At 72.3% G+C, this 18,278-nt stretch carries 10 protein-coding genes and 3 pseudogenes; 6 read left to right on the top strand and 7 right to left on the bottom strand.

All coding sequences use genetic code 11. The annotated features are described in order from the left end of the window. Window positions 1–35: 35 nt before the first annotated feature. Entirely contained in the window at window positions 36–155 is a 120-nt protein-coding gene (locus ACFZCP_RS38210) for a hypothetical protein (RefSeq protein WP_391438794.1), read from the top strand. Window positions 156–162: 7 nt separating this feature from the next. On the opposite strand, the pseudogene ACFZCP_RS38205 reads toward ACFZCP_RS38210, so the two are convergent. Further along, a pseudogene (locus ACFZCP_RS38205) lies at window positions 163–1,297 on the bottom strand (IS630 family transposase). Between the two features lie 824 nt (window positions 1,298–2,121). Between ACFZCP_RS38205 and tnpA the strand changes: the two are divergent. The 3 genes and pseudogenes from tnpA to ACFZCP_RS38190 form a co-directional block, all read left to right on the top strand. Next, a pseudogene (gene tnpA, locus ACFZCP_RS38200) lies at window positions 2,122–2,541 on the top strand (IS200/IS605 family transposase); the annotation flags it as partial. Window positions 2,542–2,548: 7 nt separating this feature from the next. Next, window positions 2,549–2,935, top strand: a pseudogene (locus ACFZCP_RS38195) (M55 family metallopeptidase); the annotation flags it as partial. A gap of 363 nt (window positions 2,936–3,298) precedes the next feature. Further along, entirely contained in the window at window positions 3,299–4,303 is a 1,005-nt protein-coding gene (locus tag ACFZCP_RS38190; protein ID WP_391438792.1) for a zinc-binding alcohol dehydrogenase family protein, read from the top strand. Window positions 4,304–4,481: 178 nt separating this feature from the next. Here the strand turns inward: ACFZCP_RS38190 and ACFZCP_RS38185 are convergent, their stop codons facing one another. The 6 genes from ACFZCP_RS38185 to ACFZCP_RS38160 all read right to left on the bottom strand — a co-directional run bounded on the left by ACFZCP_RS38185 (window position 4,482) and on the right by ACFZCP_RS38160 (window position 16,612). After that, window positions 4,482–6,476, bottom strand: a complete 1,995-nt coding sequence (locus ACFZCP_RS38185; RefSeq protein WP_391438489.1) for a hypothetical protein — start codon at window positions 6,474–6,476, stop codon at window positions 4,482–4,484. Beyond that, on the bottom strand, window positions 6,473–7,696 hold the full coding sequence (locus tag ACFZCP_RS38180) for a VWA domain-containing protein (protein ID WP_391438486.1): 1,224 nt from the start codon (window positions 7,694–7,696) through the stop codon (window positions 6,473–6,475). Before ACFZCP_RS38180 ends, ACFZCP_RS38185 begins: the two co-directional genes overlap by 4 nt. Continuing rightward, window positions 7,693–9,996 carry a DUF5682 family protein gene (locus ACFZCP_RS38175; RefSeq protein ID WP_391438483.1) on the bottom strand — a complete coding sequence of 768 codons (2,304 nt, stop codon included), beginning with the start codon at window positions 9,994–9,996 and terminating at the stop codon, window positions 7,693–7,695. The genes ACFZCP_RS38180 and ACFZCP_RS38175 overlap by 4 nt, the downstream gene beginning before the upstream one ends. Before the next feature lie 347 nt (window positions 9,997–10,343). Next, window positions 10,344–11,441 carry an AAA family ATPase gene (locus tag ACFZCP_RS38170; protein ID WP_391438480.1) on the bottom strand — a complete coding sequence of 366 codons (1,098 nt, stop codon included), beginning with the start codon at window positions 11,439–11,441 and terminating at the stop codon, window positions 10,344–10,346. Then, the gene (locus tag ACFZCP_RS38165) at window positions 11,438–14,938 is read right to left on the bottom strand and encodes a DUF4132 domain-containing protein (protein ID WP_391438477.1); all 3,501 of its coding nucleotides are present in this window, start codon (window positions 14,936–14,938) and stop codon (window positions 11,438–11,440) included. Before ACFZCP_RS38165 ends, ACFZCP_RS38170 begins: the two co-directional genes overlap by 4 nt. Before the next feature lie 345 nt (window positions 14,939–15,283). Then, window positions 15,284–16,612 (bottom strand): MFS transporter, encoded by a 1,329-nt coding sequence (locus ACFZCP_RS38160; protein ID WP_391438475.1) that lies wholly within the window; start codon window positions 16,610–16,612, stop codon window positions 15,284–15,286. Between the two features lie 654 nt (window positions 16,613–17,266). Here ACFZCP_RS38160 and ACFZCP_RS38155 point away from each other — a divergent pair. Together ACFZCP_RS38155 and ACFZCP_RS38150 are read left to right on the top strand one after the other, a co-directional pair. Next, window positions 17,267–17,725, top strand: coding sequence for a LysR family transcriptional regulator (locus tag ACFZCP_RS38155; protein ID WP_391438472.1), 459 nt, complete (start codon window positions 17,267–17,269; stop codon window positions 17,723–17,725). A gap of 362 nt (window positions 17,726–18,087) precedes the next feature. Beyond that, window positions 18,088–18,278, top strand: a 191-nt coding sequence (locus tag ACFZCP_RS38150; RefSeq protein ID WP_391438469.1) for a hypothetical protein, incomplete at its 3' end; no start/stop codon positions are given.

The following is an 18,278-nucleotide window of genomic DNA, read 5'->3' as shown; positions in this document are numbered from 1 at the left end:
GCTACGGCAACGACCCCCGCTTCGCCTCCATCTGGGTGCAACAAGACGGACCAGCGGTGGAGGCTCGCCACAATCTGACCTCCGACCAGCACCAGCAAACGGTCAACGACCTGTTCGGCAGAGGATTCCGACCCATCTGCGTCAGCGGTTACTAGTGCCGCATCAAGCTACGTTCGCCCTGTTCACCACCTCATGGAGGCGGTCGTCGCCGGCATGCTTGTTCCGCCAGATGATGTAGCGACGGACCATGCTTCCCTGCTCCTTGTGGCTGGCGTGGTCGGTGCCATCCAGCGCGAAGTAGCGCAGGGCGGTGAACTGGGCCTCGATCCGGTTGAGCCAGGAACTGTTGGTCGGGGTGTAGGCGATCTCCACGTTGTTCGCCGCCGCCCACGTCCCGACTCGCTGACACCGCTTCGTCGTCAGGTGTGGTGAGTAGTTGTCGCAGACGATCGCAATGCGTACGTCCACCGGGTGCAGCGAGCGCAGGTAACGGCAGAACTCCAGGAACTTCGACCTGTTCTTGGTCTTCTTGATGTGCCCGTAGAGCTGGTCTTTGGCCAGGTTGTAGGCGGCGAACAAGTGCCGGACCCCGTGCGGGCGGGTGTAGGTCGCCCGGCGGCGAGGTCGGGAATCTCGGTTGGGGTCCTTGTGTTTGCCGCCGCGTTCGGCCCAGTGCCGGCCGGGGTGCGGCTGCAGGTTGAGCGGCCCGAACTCATCCACGCAGTAGATGACTTCGGGCTCGCCTTCCTCGGGTATGACCTCACCGTCGGCGATCGCGTAGAGGTGTTCGAGACGGGCCTTCTTGGCCGCCTAGTCGGGGTCGCGTGAGGTCTTCCAGGTCTTTATGCGTTGAAACGAGACGCCCTCCTCGCGGAGCAGGGCCCCTTAGGCCCTCGTGGCTGATGTCGTCGACCACCCCCTCGGCGACCAGGAAGTCGGCCAGCTTGGCCAGGCTCCAGGTTGAGAACGGCAGGCCGTGCTCGGCCGGCTTCGACTTTGCCATCTTCTTGATCTCCCGGCGTTCCAGGAGAGTGAAAGTATTCGGCCGGCCACCCTTGCACTTGGGATAAAGCGAGTCGAAGCCGTCCGTGTTGAAGTTGTGGAGCACGTCGCGGACCCGGTCCGGGCTGGTGAACGTCACCTCGGCGATCTTCACCACCGGCATGCCCTGCGCGGATAACAACACCATCTGAGCCCGCCGCCAGGTCACCACCGAACCAGTGCCTCTGCGGATGATCCGCAGCAACCGCCTGCCCTCGTCGTCAACAATTCCCCGGACCCACACGCGTTCAGCCACGTGATCATTCTCGCCGTCTGTTGCTACCCGGAACAGCAACTGGGCGACACATCACGACAGGGCGAACGTAACTTGATGCGGCACTAGATGCTGAGCTTGTCGGGGCCAGAACGGCCCGCCGCGTCCTCCAGGACCCGCCAGATCTGTGCGGCCGTCCAGTCGCGGTGCTTGAACCCTCGTCCTGGTTCTGACTGAACGCGAGGAAAAGAACAGTGTCGCCGTCGCCTTCACCGAATCCTTCTGCGGCGGAAGCGATGTGTGGCCTGTCAGCTGTGGCGAGGGCCGCCAGCCGGGCACCGGTTGAGGGTGGACATTTTCGTGGAGGGGCCGACCCCTCGGGGGGAGGCTGCCGCGGGGGCGACGGTTCGGGCTTGGAGAGGGAAGCGGCGAAGGAGCTCGTTCAGTAGTTGCCGGGCTCGCTCGGCCTGGCCACGCACTTCGGCAGCAGCCTTCTTGTGCTCCTCGCACCGGGAGCAGTACAGGCTGGACGGGGAGGGGTGGCGGGTGCCGCATGAGCGGCAGCGTTCTGGAACGGGCGACTTTCCTGGCGGTTCGGGCCAGGCCAGCGGGAGGGGGTCTTGCGGAATGTTGCGGTGGCGGGCTCGGACCCGGTTGTTCATCACCGTTACTCCTGGGTATGCGGCCGACGCGGAGCCGTCGGCCGATGGTGGACGAGTTCGATCTGTGGCTGCGCATGCCGACCGCTCAGAACGTCGGGGCGGCGCTGAACCGCTGGGGTGGGGGACCGCATGAGGAACTTGTACGCACGGATCATCCGGCCCACCCCCCTTGGATGAGGTCGCTTGATCATAATGCGGTGGCGTATGTCACCGCGCTGGGAACCAAACCCCGGTATTCGCACCGGTCGTCACGTTGCTTACAGCCTTCACGCTCACTTGGTGTTCGTTACGCAGTACCGACGCGGCGTCTTCGATGACGCCATGCTGAAGCGGTGCGAGCAGATCATGCGCGAGGTGTGCGTCGGCTTCGAAGTGGAGCTGCGTGAGTTCAACGGCGAGGCCGATCACGTTCATCTGCTGGTGCACTACCCGCCGAAGGTGGCCCTGTCCAAGCTGATCAACAGTCTCAAGGGCGTCAGATCCCGGCGCCTGGGGGCTGAGTACACCGGCCGTATCAACCGCATCGGCATGGGGTCGGCCTTCTGGTCCCGCTCATACTTCGCGGGTTCGTACGGCGGTGCACCGCTGACCGTGATCGGGCAGTACATCGAGGGCAGGCGCCGCGGCCACGCTGTCGCACACCTACAACCCACCTGCGATCGCCGAGGTCCGGCTCAACGGCCGACCGGCCGGGGAGGCCGGGATCAATGCCCTGGTCGCGCTCGGGCACCGGGTTCCGGTCGTGCTGATCACAGGCGATGACGTCACCGCCGCGCAGGTCCAGCCGTTCTGCCCCGGCATCCGGGCGGCGGTGGTGAAGAACTCGGTCTCCCGCTTCGCCGCCGACAGCCTGCACCCGGAGCAGGCCCGCGAGGTGATCACGCAGACCGCCGGTGCCGCGGTGCGGCGGCTGGAGGACGCCCGGCTGCCCGCGATCGCCCTGCCCGCCACCCTGACCGTCCGCTTCCGCAAGGCCGATCTGGCCGAAATGGCAACGTGGATCAACGGTGTGACGCACGAGGACGAACTCACCGTCCGCCTCCGGGACGACGATCCGGTCCGCCTGTACCGGGCCTTCGTCACCGTCGTCCTGCTCACCCGAGGCATCGCCGAGCAGCTCCCGTACATAGTCCAGGAAGACGGGCGCGTCGCCGGCTTCGGTGGACCGGCACCGGCACCGGCAGACGGACGAGGCGCAGCTCGCAGGAGGTCTCCGTCCGTACGGGAGCGTCGGCCGGGGCGGGCTGCCCCGCCATCTGGCCGGGGCGGGCCCCCCGCCTTCGGTCGGCAGGCAAGGACACCGCACCCCGCCGGTGCCGCGCGGTGGCCGTCCTGTCGGCCCACACTGGAAGGGACAGTCGTGGATGGGACGGGGCAGCCGATGCGCGCTTGGGTGGTGGACCGGCCGGGGCCGATCGAGCAGGAGCCGCTGCGGTTCGTGGAGCGTCCCGTCCCGGTGCCGGGGCCCGGCGAGCTGCTGGTGCGGGTGCGGACGTGCGGTGTGTGCCGTACCGATCTGCACGTCGCAGAGGGCGATCTGCCCGTGCGCCGGGCGGGAGTGACCCCTGGGCACGAGGTGGTCGGCACGGTCGCGGCCACCGGCGCGGACGTGAGCGGGTGGACGGTCGGCGACCGGGTCGGCGTGGCCTGGCTGCGCCGCACGGACGGCACCTGCCGGTACTGCCTGCGCGGGACCGAGAACCTGTGCCCCGGCTCCCAGTACACCGGCTGGGACGCCGACGGCGGCTACGCGGAGTACACCACCGTGCCCGCCGCCTTCGCCTACAGGCTCCCGGCAGGCGTGGAGGACGAAGCGCTGGCGCCACTGCTGTGCGCGGGCATCATCGGCTACCGCGCCCTGCTGCGGACGTCGCTGCCGCCGGGCGGGCGCCTCGGGCTGTACGGGTTCGGCGGCAGCGCTCATCTGTGTGCTCAGGTCGCCCTGGCGCAGGGAGCCACCGTGCACGTCCTGACCCGCGACGAGGCCTCCCGGCGGCTCGCGCTCGACCTCGGCTGTGCGTCGGCCCGCGGGGCCCGGGACATGCCGCCGGAGCCACTGGACGGGGCGATCCTGTTCGCACCGGCCGGTGACCTCGTGCCGGTGGCACTGCGGGCGCTGGACCGGGGCGGGGTGCTGGCGGTCGCGGGCATCCATCTCAGCGACGTCCCGGTGATGCGCTACGAGAGCGACCTGTTCTACGAGAAGGAGCTGCGCAGCGTGACCTCGAACACCCGGGAGAACGGCCGCGACTTCCTGGACCTCGCGGCCCGGTACGGCGTCCGGGCCACCACACACTCCTACCCGCTCTCGGAAGCACAGCGAGCGCTCGGCGACCTCAAGGCCGGGCGCTTCGACGGGGCAGCCGTGCTGCTGAACAGTCCGTGACCCGTGCCGCCCGAAGCGCCGCAGCGTTGCGGGTGTCGACCGCTCGGACCGAACCCGAACCCGCGTTCCTCGCGGGGCTGCTGAGCCCGCGGTGTGCCGCGGAGCGGACCGCGTCGCGGCGCTTGCCGGTCTCCCGAGTCCGGGGTCCGGCCGGAAGGCCCGAGCCCCTCGCCCGCGATCACTGAATTGACGGCCGTCCGCTCGGTGCACCGTCCTCCTGGTGCAGCTCCAGGCTCGTCGTCAGGTGGATCTGGGCCGTCACCCAGTGCGGGGCGGCGGCGGAGGCGCCCTGGTCGTGCACGGTGCGGGCCAGGTCGTTCAGGAGGCGGGCCGCGTGGTCCAGGCCGGTGTGACGCAGGCGGTCCGCGCTGTCGGTGAGGGCGGTGCGGGTTGTGGGGGTGACGTGGCGCAGGCCCTGGTGGGCGGCGTCCGCCAGCGTCGTGAGCGCCGTCCGAAGGGCTGCCGTGATCGGGTCGGTGGGGCGGTGCGGGGTCGTGCTGAGCGTGGTGTCGCCCGCGCCGGGCGCCAGGTCCGGGAGGGTCATGCCCTCGGCGGTCAGGACGGCGAGCGGGTCCAGCACCATCCGGCCGCCGGCCCGGCCCAGCATGCCGCTGACGGCGCGGATTCCGTCGTCGGCCAGGGCGGTGGCCAGCGCGTCGAGGCCGCCGGGGCACAGCGGGTTGTACTCGGCGTGGAGGCGGACGTCGTTGCCGGCAGGGTCGCGCAGGACCGCTTCGAGGCGTTGTGCGGCAGGGTCGTAGCCGATCTCGTCGACGGCGTCGACCATGACGACCCGTACCCCGTCGGCCGCGACCCGCGGGCGGATCAGCCGCGGCGGGCGCTCGCCCGCCGCCCGCAGGTGTGCGGCGGTGTCCCGCAGCAGCAGGCTCCCCGGGAGTTCCGTCCAGGCCGAGCCGACCGGTGTGATGCTCGTGGCGGCGATCCGGCCGCGGGAGAGGGTGACCGTGCGGTCGGCGGCGCGTGCGGTGTGTTCGCTGACGACGTTGGCGGTGGCCAGCGCGTGCAGCGGAGCGCCGAGCAGGCGGCGCGTGGACAGGTCGTGGCCCGTGGGGGCCTGGTCGTCCGTCAGCTCCCAGCGGGTGCGCAGGACGAGGGCGATCCCGGCGTCGGCATGCGCGAAGTACGTCTCGGCCGTACGGTCGCGGGCGGTGCCGCCGATCCGGCAGCCGAGGGCCACCAGCCGTATCCGCCGCAGCGGTGTCACCGGTGCCTCCGCGGTGCCCAGCACCCCGGCCGGGTCGTGGCGGGAGGCACGGTGGCGGGCGTGGAGTTCGGCGAGGAGCAGGGCCAGGCGTTCGGGGGTGTAGCGGGTTGCGCGGGCCGTGTACGCGTCGAGTTGCTCCCGGAGGTCGGCCACGGCGCCCGCGGGCCAGTGCTGGGAGGTGGCGGTCAGGGCCCGCCCGGCACGGCGGAGCGCGTTGGTGAAGACCGGTCCCGCCTGCTGCACGCCGTCCAGGAGGAGTTCGTCGGCGAGGGCCACGGCCGTGTACAGCGCCTCTCCGGCTGCGGCCGTGGGGGTCGTAGGGCCGTCCCCGGTACGGCCGCCGACCGACACCTCGGTCGCCTGCTCGGCGTCGGCGGCGCGAAAGGCCCACACGGCGAGGGTGATGAGCTCTCCGCGCAGTGCGGCTGCCGCGTCGGTGAGGGCGTAGCCCAGCTCGCGCGGGACCGGGAAGCGGACGGTGCAGGTGGGCAGTTCCACACGGGGTGCCGGGTCTTCGGCTGTGGGGCGGTGCACGCGGGCCGTGTAGCCGCGGGCGCGCGTGCGCTGGGCGGCGGTCAGGGCGCTGCGACCCAGGGCGGCGGTGAGTGCGTCGTCGTCGAAGTCGCCGGGCGACCAGTCCAGCAGCGGGTCCCCGGCCGGCGGCGTCCTGTCCGGTGCGCCGTGCTGGTACGCCAGCACCAGCGCGACCCGATGCCGGCACGGCCCCGTCGCGGCGCAGGTGCAGTCGGTCGCGTCCAGGCCGCGGCCGACGGGCAGCACGGTCTCGGTGCCGTCCGGGAAGGTGCCGTGCACGGTGCCGTCGTCGCCGGTGGTCACCGTCGGGCCCGAGCCCGCGGCCAGGTCTTTCTCTGCGCGTTTGACCAGGCCCCGGTTGGCGAGCGAGGCGAGCGTGTCGGGCGTCAGAGCGAGCAGGTCGGCACGGGTCATCGGGCCTGTCCTCCTCGGCCGATCTGCTCCGCGACGAACTCGGCGAGCCGGCCCGGCGTCATCGCTCCCACGGGGGCGCCCGCCTCGGCCAGACGTCCGGCCAGGGTCCGGTCGTAGACCGGGTCGGCGGCCTCGTCGAGGGCGGCCAGGCACAGCACGGTGGTGCCCTGCTCGACCAGCTGCCGCACGGTGCGCACCAGGCGGAACGGGTCGCCTCCCTCGTAGAAGTCCGAGATGAGGGCGACGATCGTCCGCCGCGGGTTCTCCACGAGCGAGGCGCCGTAGTCGACGGCACGGGCGATGTCGGTGCCGCCGCCGAGCTGGACCCGCATGAGCAGTTCCACCGGGTCCGTCACCTCGGAGGTCAGATCCACCACCGCGGTGTCGAAGGCGACAAGATGGGTTTTCAGGCCCGGCAGGCTCCACAGGCAGGCGGCGGTGACCGCCGAGTGGATCACCGAGCCGGCCATGGAGCCCGACTGGTCCACCAGCAGAATCAGTTGCCACTGCTCCAGGTGGCGGCGGGTGCGGGAGTGGAAGTGCGGCCGCTGAATGAGGATGCGGCGTTGCTCGGGCTGGTAGTGGGCGAGATTGGCCCGGATGGTGGTGCGGAAGTCGAAGTCACGGGCGAGCGCGAGCCGACTGGGGCGGCGGGAGCGGGAGCCGGTGAACGCCCGGCGCACCTCGGGCCGGAGCCGTTCCATCAGCTGCTGTACGACCGTGGCGACGATCCGTCGGGCCGCCGCGAGCACCTGGGGGTTCATCAGGTGCTTGGTGCGCAGAACGGCCCGCAGCAAGGTCTGGCTGGGCTCGATGCGGGCGAGGACGTCCGGGTCGGTGACGATCTCGTGGATCTCGTACTGCTCCACAGCGTCGCGTTCCAGCCGCTCCACGGTCTCCTTCGGGAACAGCCGGTGGATGTCGTCGAGCCAGTCCACGGCGGTCGGTCGGGACGGTCCGCTGCCGCCCTCGCGGGAGTCGGCCGCGCCTCGGCGCACCCCGCGTCGGCGCAGGTCATCGTCGCGGCCGTACAACCACTCCAGCGCGGCGTCGCGGCCGGCGGACTCGCCGTGCAGCGGGCCGGTGCAGCGTTGGGCAGCGGCGCCGAGGACGAGCCGCCAGCGCTCCAGGCCGGGGTCGGGGACGGGTGGGGAGAGGGAGGCGGGCGGCCTGCGCGCCGGAGTCGGTGGCGGCGACGGCTCGGGCGGTGGGGAGTTCATCGGGCCGCCTCCGGGTTGGGGTCGGACACGGTCCGGTTCACGGGTGCCGTCCCCAGGCCGTGGCGGTCGAGCAGTCGGGTCACGTTCTCCTCCAGGGCTCTGGCGCGGGCCATCAGCAACGGGGCGGCGGGGGTGCGCAGCAGGGAGCGGGCAGAGCCGCGCAGTCGGCGGCGTTGAAGCAGGCGCTCGGCGATGCGCTCGCGTTCGCGGGGCGGGAAGAAGGCGAAGGCCTGGCGGAGCGCGGGCAGCGCGAGAAGGAAGTCGGTGTCGGGCAGTGCCGATACGACGCCGTCGAGGATGTCGACCAGCGAGGTCCCGTCGGCCGCGGTGCCATGCGCCACCTCCTCGCGGGCCAGGGCGAACAGGCCGGTCAGCCAGTCACCGAGGGTGTCCACCGCGGCCGTGGCGAGTGCCCGCACCACCGGCGCGGGGTCGTCCGGGACACCCAGCGCCCAGCGCAGGCCGAAGGCGGCCCCGCGCAGAGCGGTCGGGGCGCGCAGGTCGCGGCTGATGCGGGCGGCAGCCTCGGCGGCGGCCTCCGGGGTGACCGACAGCAGGCCGGGGGCGTGCCGCAGCGCATCCCGCGCGGCGGCGAGCGCACGCAGCGCGGCCAGGTCCACCCCGGGGCCGCCGTGCAGCCCCTCCGCCAGCCGGAACACCCGGTCGGCGGCCGTGCCCACCACCGCGCCCAGCACCCGGTGCCGGTCCATGCCGAACACCCGGTCGTGCCGCCACAGGCCCAGCACCGGTGACAGTATCCGGCCGAGCGGGCCGAGTTCGCCGACCTGCCCCACCTGCGCCGTGAGCGCCGCCAGCAGGTCGGCGCAGAGCGGGCCGATCCCGCACAGGACGGCGTCGAACAGCAGCCCGGCAGCCGCCCCGGCATCAGGGCCCGCCGCGCGCATGCGCTCGCCGAGCAGTGCCGCGGCCGCCTCGTCCAGGCGCGCCCCGTAGGCACCGGCCTCGATCAGCGCGGCCTCGCGGCCTCCTGTCACCGTGCGGGGCTCCCACACTTCGGCGAACACCGGATCGTCTCCGTCGGTGGGGCCGGAGATGCGGGTGAAGCCCGGGACGCCCAGGACCCGCAGCCGGTGCAGGGCGCGGCTGCGGGACAGGTCCCCTTCCGTCGTCAGGTCGAGCCTGACGGGCGCGTCGGCGTCGGCCAGCCCCAGGCCGGCGAGATGCGCGGTGACGTCGTGCACCAGTGGGGGCAGCGGCGTCTCCGGGCGGAGCCGGCCCACGGCCTCACCGGTGCAGGCGGCAACCATCTCGGCCACCACCGGATGGGTGCCCGGGCCCAGGGTCTCCCTGGTCGTCCACGGCAGCGGCCGGTCCAGATCGTCGGTGATCAGCGCGCCGGCCAGGCCGTCGAGGACGTCCACCCTCGTCTCGTACGGGTGCCCCCGCAGCCGGGCCAGGCCCTGGGACAGTGAGCGGGCGGCGATCAGGCCTGCCGTGGACAACGGGATCCGGCGGGCGCGCAGCCGCTCGGTGACCGCGCGCAGCAGTCCCTGCCCTGCGGCCGTCGGGCCGGTCTCCCACAGCTGCTGGTAGTAGCCGGGCGAGGGCATGCCGGACTGGTATCCGGCGAAGGCGTCCAGCTGCCGGAAGGAGTACGGCACGAGGAAGCTGCCGCCGAGTGCGCCGCCGGGTGGCTCGGGGACCGCGGGCCAGTCGGCCGGGGCCGCGGCGTCGGGGCAGCGTGCGGACAGTGCCCGCAGGGCCGGCTGGTGGAAGCCGCCGGTGACCACCAGCACCGGACGGTCGTCGGCGCGGGCCAGCGCGGCACGGACCCAGGAGGCCATGTACTCCTCGCGCGCCCGGTCCCCGGCATCCGCCTGCGCATCACCGCGCACCAGGTCGAAGTAGGCGTCGAGCCGGGCGCGCAGTTCCTCCGGGCCGGCGCCGGGCTCCGTGACCTCGAACAGGCCGTCCCACAGGGCGTCCACGGAGTCGACGGCGAAGTGCTCGCGCAGCCTGCGGGTGGCCTCGGCGTACCGCGCCTCCGCGTCCGCGTAGCGGTTGGCGTACCGCTCGGTGTGGTCGGCGACGGCCGGATGCCAGGCCGGCAGATCGATGAACCGCACCTCGGCACCGGCCGCACGGCCCTCCCGCAGCGCGATCCACTCCGGGGAGTAGTCGCACAGCGGTGTCCAGGACGTGGCGACACGCTCGTCGTCGCGGTAGTGGCTGAACACGGCGACCGGCAGCGTGTGCCCGAGCAGCAGCTCGTCCATCCGGTCGTTCATGTCCGCCGGGGTCTCCACCAGCACGAACGCGGGCCGCAGCGTCCGGATCACCTGGGCGACCAAACGTGCGCAGGCGGGCGAATGGTGGCGCACACCGAGGAAGACGGCGGTCGGAGGCGGGGTCGCGGTCGAAGGCGGGGTCGCGGACGGGGCCGGAGCGCGAACCTTGGCCGGGGCCGGAACCGAGGCAGGAGCGGGGGTCGCGGTCGGGGCCGAAACCGCGGTTGGGGCCGAAACCTGGGCCGGAACCGAGGCTGGAGCCGGAACCCGGGACGGAACGGGAACCGGGGTCGCAGCTGGAGCCAGGCCCGGAGCCTCGGTCCGAGCCGAGGCCGGAGCCGGAACCGCGGTCAGAGCCGGAACCGGGGTCGGAGCCGAGGTCGAGGCCGGGGGCGGCATCAGTCCGCCAGGAGGTGACGGGCCCGGTGCAGGGCCTGCCACTGAGGGCCGGGCCGGCGCGGTGCCCCCTGTTCCAGGAAGCGGCGCAGCCGGGCGAGGTCCTCGGGGCTGTCCTTCGCGGCCGTACCCGCGAGGCAGGCCACCACGTCGTCGGCGCCGCCGGGCTCGCCGCGCAGGAACCAGGCCCGCACCCCCACCGCGTGCGCCACGGACACGGCCTCCGCGGTGCTCATCACCGTCGACATCCGCTCGCCCTGCGCCGCGGCGCCCCGCAGTTCGCGGAAGGTGCCGACCAGCACCTCCAGCACGTCCCGGCGCGGTGCGGGCTCCACCCCGGACTGCCGCAGCAGCGCCGCGGCTTCAGCCTCCACCAGGCCCAGTTCGGTCTCGAAGTCGGCGATGGGGAACACCGTCTCGAAGTTGAAGCGGCGTTTGAGGGCGGCACTCATCTCGTTGACGCCCCGGTCGCGGGTGTTGGCGGTGGCGATGACGTTGAAGCCCTGCCGGGCGAAGACCAGGCCCTGCGGTCCGTCCAGTTCGGGGACGGTGATGACCCGGTCGGAGAGCAGGGAGAGCAGGCAGTCCTGCACCTCCAGCGGGCAGCGGGTGATCTCCTCGAACCGTACGATCCGCCCCTCGGCCATGCCGCGCAGCATCGGCGCGGGCACCAGGGAGCGCACGGAGGGGCCCTCGGAGACCAGCAGCGCGTAGTTCCAGGAGTACTTGATCTGGTCCTCGGTGGTGGCCGCGCCGCCCTGCACGGTGAGCGCGGAACTGCCGCTGACGGCCGCCGCGATCAGCTCCGACAGCAGCGACTTGGCGGTGCCGGGCTCGCCGACGAGCATGAGGCCGCGGTTGGTGGCCAGCGTCACCAGAGCCCGTTCCACCAGGGAGACGTTGCCGACGAACTTGCGGCTGATGCCGGCCTGTTCGTCACCGACGATGAAACGGCGGGCCGCCCTCAGGCTCAGCTGCCAGCCCGGGGGCCGGGGATCGTCGTCCGCGGCGCGCAGGGATGCCAGTTCGTCCGCGTGGCGGACCTCGGCGGGCGGTCGCTGGAGCAGCGCCTCGCCAGCCTCTTCGACCGTGGTGGTCACTGGGCGGTCACCTCGGTGAGGTCGGCGAGGATCTCGGAGGCGATGACCGGGTCGAGGTCGCCGAGACGCAGCGGGTACGCACGGCTGCCCCAGTAGTCACCCGGGGCGGAGTCGAGCCAGACGTACTCGAAGGTCTGGTCGGGGAACACGTCGAGAGCGCCGACCGCGATGCCCTCGTCGAGTCCGATGACCAGGTAGTGGTCGTCGTCCATCCGCCGGTGGAACCAGCGCTCCACGCCCGCGTCCTGCGGCTCACCGCGCTCCCAGCCCCGCTTGGTGAGGCCGAGCAGCTTGCCGACCGGCACCTTCGCGCCCTCGAACCGGGTCAGCCGGTGCGCGCCGGCCTCCTCCTCGGTCAGCGCGTGCACGGCCCGGCCCAGCTGCGGGAACGGCTGCAGGATCTCGTAGTCGGCGAACAGCTCCGACCACGCGTCGAGGTCGTCCGCCAGGTGCAGCGGGTGCGCCACACGGACCGTCGCCTCCTCGGGCAGCGTCAGCTCGTCGTCCTGGACGTCGGCGAAGGTTCGGTCCTCCGCCACCCGGAAGGCCGTCGCCGCGCCGCCGGTGTCACCGATCCAGACCAGGCGGCGGACCAGGTGCCACACCAGCGGGTGGGCGACGAACAGCTCCCGGAACTCCGCGGCCGTCCAGGTGCGCTGCGTCACCATCGCCGCCTCCAGACGGCGCACCTGGTCGCCGGCGACGGTGCGGACGTCCTTCTTCAGCGCGGCGAACCGCTTGCGCTCGGCCGGGGCCAGCTCCGGGTCGTCCTTGGCACCGGGCGCGGGCAGCGCCTTGCGCTGCTTGCCGTCGGTGTCCCGGACGTAGGGGCGCAGCTGTTCGTCGAAGCCGACCTTGAACTGCCGGGGGCCGTAGTCGATGACGGTGGTGCCGTCCGTGTCGAGACCGAAGTCGGGCACGAGCCGGTCCCCCAGCTGCTCGCCGGTCAGACCGAGTCCCTCGGCGACTTCGGCGATCTTCTCCTGGGCGCGCAGCTTGAGCGCCTTGAAGGGCACCCGTTGGGCGATGCCGTGCAGATGCATCAGCGCCACGTCGGTGCCGATCGTCGCGAGTACGGTCAGCCCCTCCACGGCGCGGTGGTGGCCGCCCTCGCCCGGCCAGGCCCGTACGACGGGCGTGAGCCGACGCACGGTGTCGTCGTCGCCCAGCAGGCCGAGCGCGTGCAGCGCCCAGCTGTCCTTGGCCGGCATCCCGGCCAACCTCCACTGCTCGAACAGGCTCCAGGCGAACCCCGCGAGGGAGTCGGCGGTGCAGTGCGCGGTCAGCACCTCCAGGCCCGGGTAGACCTCGCCGGGCCTGGACAGCGCCAGCACCATCAGGGCGTTGCGTGCCGCGTCGGCGGGCAGAGCGCCGCCCTCGGTGAGGAGGATCTGCGGCAGGAGCGCCGGGTCCGCCCAGGCACCGACCACCGGCAGGCGCGTGGGCAGGGCGCCGACCAACGGGTCGACGGCCAGCATTTCCTCGACGATGCCCGCGGCCTCCTCCCCGCGTACGGCGACGGCCGCCGAGACCGCCGCGCCGCCGTGGGCGTCCGCCAGGAGCCGCAGCGCCTTCTCGGCACCGCGCCGGGCCGTGCCGACCGGCCCGACCGCACAAGGGACGAGGAAGGGCACCGCGGCCAGGCCGTGCCGGGTCAGCCAGGCGCGGGCGGTGGCGTCGGCGGACTTCAGCCGCGCCAGCCAGTCGCACACCAGCGCGGCGACCTCTGTGTCCCGGTACGGCAGCAGCAGCTCGCCCAGGGTGCCCGGGTGCCGGGCCGCGGCACGCCGCATCAGGGGCAGAGCGGCCAGGCCGTGTTTGGCGGCGATCGGTTTCAGCACCGCCTCGCCGTCCCAGTAGTCCTCGGGGGCGCAGTCGGCGAGCAGCGGGCGTACGACGTCCTCGGGGCCGCCGACGAACAGGAGCACGTCCCTGAAGCTCCCGAGCTGCCCGGTCTGCTTCAGGTACTCGATCTCGCGGGACCAGTCGTAGTCGACGCGCCACCTGCTGTACCAGCCGTCGGCCTTGGCCCAGGCCTCCTGCTCGCCCGGCTGCCACACCACCTGCGGCTCGGGAGCCCCGGGCACCTCCGCGGCCACACGGGCCTTGCGGGCTTTGCGCTTCTCTGCCCATGGCGGCGTGACCAGCAGCGTAGGCAGCGCCTCCGCGGGTGCCTCGGCCACCCGGTCGGTGCGGGTGAGGTGGGGCGCCACGAGGTCGGCGACCTCGGCGGGCAGGTCGGGCAGCACGGCCGTGGCCAGGCCGGCGTGCGCGAGGACGTGCGCGGTGAGCAGCTGCCCGGCCGTCGACGCGTTCTTCCTGGGGCCGGTCGTCGCCGCGCCCAGCAGGCGCAGGGCGCGGACCGGGTACCGGCGCATCGCCTCCAGCAGGTGCGGGCGGACCTGCTTGTCGTCGATGCGGTCCAGGAGGAGGCGGAACGCGTCGTCCGTCGGCAGTTCGACCAGGGCATGCGCGTAGGTCCTGGTCGTCTCGGAGCTGTAGGCCCGGTCGAGGGCCTCGTCGAGGAGGGGGGCGAAGGCCTTGCCGGTGCCCTCGGCGAGGGTGGCGACGAGCGCCGTCGTCCAGCCGTTCCAGTCGAGGCCTGCCCGGCGGCCGAAGTGCCGCAGCTGTTCGGGGGAGTTCAGCGAGCACAGCAGCATCGCCCGCAGCGTCCCGTCCGCCTGCGGAACGTCGTGGCAGGCCTCGTCGACCCACTCCTGCTCGGCGGGCAGCAGGTAGGACACGACGATCCGGCGGCGTACACCGGTGCGGCAGCCGGCCAGCGCTGCGACGGCCTCCCGGTAGGCGTCCTCGTCGGCCACGGACAGCAGGGCGCGGACGCGGTCGGCGAACTTCGATCGTGCCCAGTGGGCGTCCGTGGCTGCGCCGGGCCGGAAGCCGAGCCAGGGATCTTCGCGGCGATCGCCGGACTGGAGGTAGTGCGGCTCGACGTCGAAGTAGTCCACGACCGCCTGCGCGGCGAACGCCAGGCCGTGCGCGCGGACCCAGGCGTCGACCTGGATGCCGTCCGGGAACTGCCAGTGGAAGGTCAACGACGCCAGGACCGCCGCGCCCAGGGGGTTGTGACGGCCGCTCATGTGGGCCCGGGTGGCCTCGACGATCCTCGGGTCGCTCTTCGGGGCGGTGAGCATCGCCTCGACCCAGCCCGCCTGCTCGTGCAGCCTGGCCTCCGTTCGCTGCTCGGCTTCGGGGTGCGGCCCGGCGACGCTCCGCTCGATCCCGCCCCGCCGCGCATACACCAGTCGCCGCCAGACGGCCGGCATCCGGAACGTCTCCTCGTCGGGGAAGGCGACCGGCTCCTCCGCCGACGGCCGGCCGACAACGGCCTGTCCGGCAACCGTCCGTCCGACAACGGCCTGTCCGAGAACCGTCTGTCCGACAACCGTCTGTCCGGCGAGCGCGGGAGCCTGCACTTCTGCCTCCTTCTCGGCCTCCCCCTTCGCCGAGCCCTCCCCGCCCAACTCCCTGCGCAGCACAGCCCCACCTCCGCCGACCCCAGGCGGGATCGATCGCTTGATCAGATATCCGTCACGGTATCCGGGCCCACTGACAACGCCCCTGGCAGAGCCCGCGGCGCGCGCAACGCTGGAAGCAGTCAGAAGCAATCACTGCCGGACAGGCGACCACGGATTCCTGGAGTGCCATCGCGGCCTTCCTGGGTTGAGCGACCGTCAGGCCGCATCGCCCGCCTCTGCCGCCCGTCGTCCCAGATCGAACCGCCCTCCGGGACCTGCCGACGATGCTCGGTCTTGACGAGGCATCAGCGCGCCATGGCCCGCTGAAACCACCTCGGTGGGACCGGGATCGGACACCCCTGCCGTTCAGGAGGAGGAAGTGGAGTCACCCGCGTCCGTCTCGGACCGCGGTACGTCGGTCTCCGAAGGATGGGGCGAGGACGATGCCCCGGCTGCGCGGGACGCGGACAGGACCGCCTCATCCGGTGCGCGCAGCGACCGCACGCCAGGAGACAGGAGTGCGGCGAAGGTGGCGGTGACGATCAGGGCCGCGCACACCAGCAGCATCGGGTCGGTGCCGAACCGGCCGGCAGCGGGTCCCGCCGCGGCGAGGCCGAGCGGGGCGAATGCGAGGGAGCCGAACCAGTCGTAGGAACTGACCCGGGACAACGCTTCCTCGGGGACTTCACGCTGCATCGTCGTGGACCACAGCACGCCGAAGAAGTCCAGGCTGACGCCGGCGACGAAGGCGCCGGCGGCAACGGCCCAGAGAGGCGCACCGGCCCCGAGCAGCGCCACAGGTGCGGCGCTCGGCAGAGTGAACAGGACCGCAGCCAGGATCGGCCGGCCGACCCGTGTCCGGGCCGCGATCCCGGCACCCGCCACGGCCCCCAGTGCCTGCGCGGCGACCACCAACGACCAGGCACGGGCCCCGCCGAAGTGTGCGCGCGCCGCCAGCGGGCCCAGCACACCGGCGTTGGCGTTCATGGCTGCCACTACGAGGGAGTACTGCATGACCACCACCCACAGCCACTGGTGCGAGGTGAACTCCTGCCACCCCTCGCGCAGGTCGGCCCAGACGGAGCTGGACCGCCGCGGGCGACGCCCCAGCCGCAGTGAGGAGGTGAGTCCGGCGCTGACGACGAAGGACAGACCGTTGAGGGCCAGTGCCCAGCCGGCGCCGACCCACGCCACGGTTGCGCCCGACAAGGCCAGTCCCAGCAGGAGGGAGGTGTTGGTACCGACTCGCAGGACGCCGTTGGCGCGCTGAAGAGCAGCGGGGGGCACGAGTTGCGGGATCACTCCCTCCATCGCGGGAGAGAAGAGCGCGGAGGCGACGCCTGCGGTGACGGCCAGCGCGCACAGCGCGACGACAGGGGCGTGCCCGCTGAGCGCCATCGCGGCGAGTCCGCCGTAGGAAAGGGCGCCCAGCACGTCGGAGACGGCCATGAGCCCGGAGCGGGGGACCCGGTCGGCGATCACCCCACCCACGAGGACCAGCGCGAGCTGCGGTAACGCCTGGCACGCGACGACGAGTGAGAGTTCGCCCGGGGTGGCGCCGGGCAGGGAGAGCACCGCAAAGGCCAGTGCGACCCGGGCGAACCCATTGCCGAGAACGGAGACGATCCGGGCAAGTGCGAGGCGAACGAATCCGGTGTTGCGCAGCAGGGGCAGAGGGTTCTCGGCGATGGACACGGACGGGCACCCTACGCCGCCGCCCTGCTCGCCGCGCTCCTGTCCGGCAACCCGCATCGGCACAAGCGCCCATCCCCCGCATGCGGTGCCGGTCGCCCACAGGCGCTTTCACCGACGGTCGGCCAGTCGGACGTCGGGTTCGTGCCCGTGAACGGTGCCGGGCACGAGCGGCGTCGCCCGGAGCGACGAGATGTGCCCGGAGCGAGGGGAGGCGCCCGGAGCGAGGGGCGGTACCCGGAGTCGTTGATCGGGGTCCCGAGTGGTCGCTCGGGGGCCGGCGAGCGCGTCGCGAGGTCGGGCCTTCAAGGCCTGCGCAGGTCGCCGGGGGCGCATGCGGGCACGGGTGCGCAGTGTGCCGACGGTGACGGACGGGTACCGCCCAGTGTGTCCGGCGTGGTGATGACGTCACCGGGCAGAGGCTGGGAGGTCAGCATCTGCTCGAACAGGGGACGCTGAGTCGATATCTCCCCGCCTCCGGTCGCAGGGGGAATCGCGCAGGATCCATTTGACCGTCTCGCGCTGCTCAAGGCTCATCGTCCGGCTTCGGGTGCAGGGAGGAAGTGCGCGTCCTGTGCCAGGACGGCTACCGGGGACCGTCCGGCCCCGACACGAGACTGCGACCACCCGGTGTTATGCGTCAAATGAATTATTCATATGCAGAATATACATATGACGCATATCGAGCGGGTTGACCTGAATCTGCTGGCGCCCCTCGCTGCACTGCTCGAAGAACGCCATGCGTCCCGGAACGCCAGGCAGGTCAGCCTCAGCCAGCCGGCGATGAGCCGAGCCCTGCAGCGTCTGCGCGCGGCCCCCGACGACGAACTGCTCGTCCGCGGCGCAGAGGGATACCGGCCCACGCCGCGCGCCGTACCTCAGCCGCTCCCACATCGAAGTGACCGTCACCGAAGGCCGCCAGGGCCTGCTCGACCAGCGACTGCCGGTTCTCGCCGCGCCGCACCGCGTCAGCCCGAGCGTTCCCCACCATGCCGTCGCCCCGCCGGCCATCCCCGGCACCCGGCTGGTCGCCACTCCGCCCCGGCGGCTCGTGGCACAGCACACCAGCGACCCCGGCCTGCGGTGTGTGCGCACCGCGCGAGATCGAGCCCATGACCTACTGCACGATCTGGCACCCGCGCCTGGACGACGACCCCGCCCAGAACTGGCTGCGCAGCACCATCCGCACCGTCACGGGCGAACTCCCCGCCGCACCGGACCACTGAATCCGCCACGCAGGACCGCTGAACCCGCCACAGCGGACCGCTGGAGGCACCCTCGGCAGGACTCGATCCGGCCCGAAAAGGGGTCCGGCGGCGTGACGCCACCCACAGGACCCACATCACGTCCTACCCCCGACCGTAGAACCACCACCCCCCGAACAGCACAGAACACCCACACAACGACCCAAAACAGACATTACTCCGAAGACGGGTAGTACGTCACATCATTGCGCCCCACCCCACCCCCCGCTAACCATGGCTGTCGTTGCCGGGAGCCACGAGACGGACCGGACGCACACCGCCCGCTCCGCCCCGCAGCACAAAGGGGCCTCTCGCCCCAACGCCAGGACGACCCACCACGGGCCACCCAGGCACCACCCGACACCCACAGGAGACCACCCCATGGCCACCACCCGCACCGCCCGCCTGCGCAACCTCACCCTCAC

The organism is Streptomyces sp. NPDC007971, from assembly GCF_042958635.1.
In the GTDB taxonomy this organism is placed as follows: Bacteria; Actinomycetota; Actinomycetes; order Streptomycetales; family Streptomycetaceae; genus Streptomyces.
The sequence above is the reverse complement of the archived record's forward strand: the minus strand, read 5'-3'. Positions and strand labels throughout refer to the sequence as shown.

Bases quoted from the DNA above. Each gene is read 5' to 3' on its own strand.
- ACFZCP_RS38185 (WP_391438489.1), bottom strand. From the start codon at position 6,476: ATGACCCGTGCCGACCTGCTCGCTCTGACGCCCGACACGCTCGCCTCG.
- ACFZCP_RS38155 (WP_391438472.1), top strand. From the start codon at position 17,267: ATGCAGAATATACATATGACGCATATCGAGCGGGTTGACCTGAATCTG.
- ACFZCP_RS38180 (WP_391438486.1), bottom strand. From the start codon at position 7,696: ATGAACTCCCCACCGCCCGAGCCGTCGCCGCCACCGACTCCGGCGCGC.
- ACFZCP_RS38190 (WP_391438792.1), top strand. From the start codon at position 3,299: ATGCGCGCTTGGGTGGTGGACCGGCCGGGGCCGATCGAGCAGGAGCCG.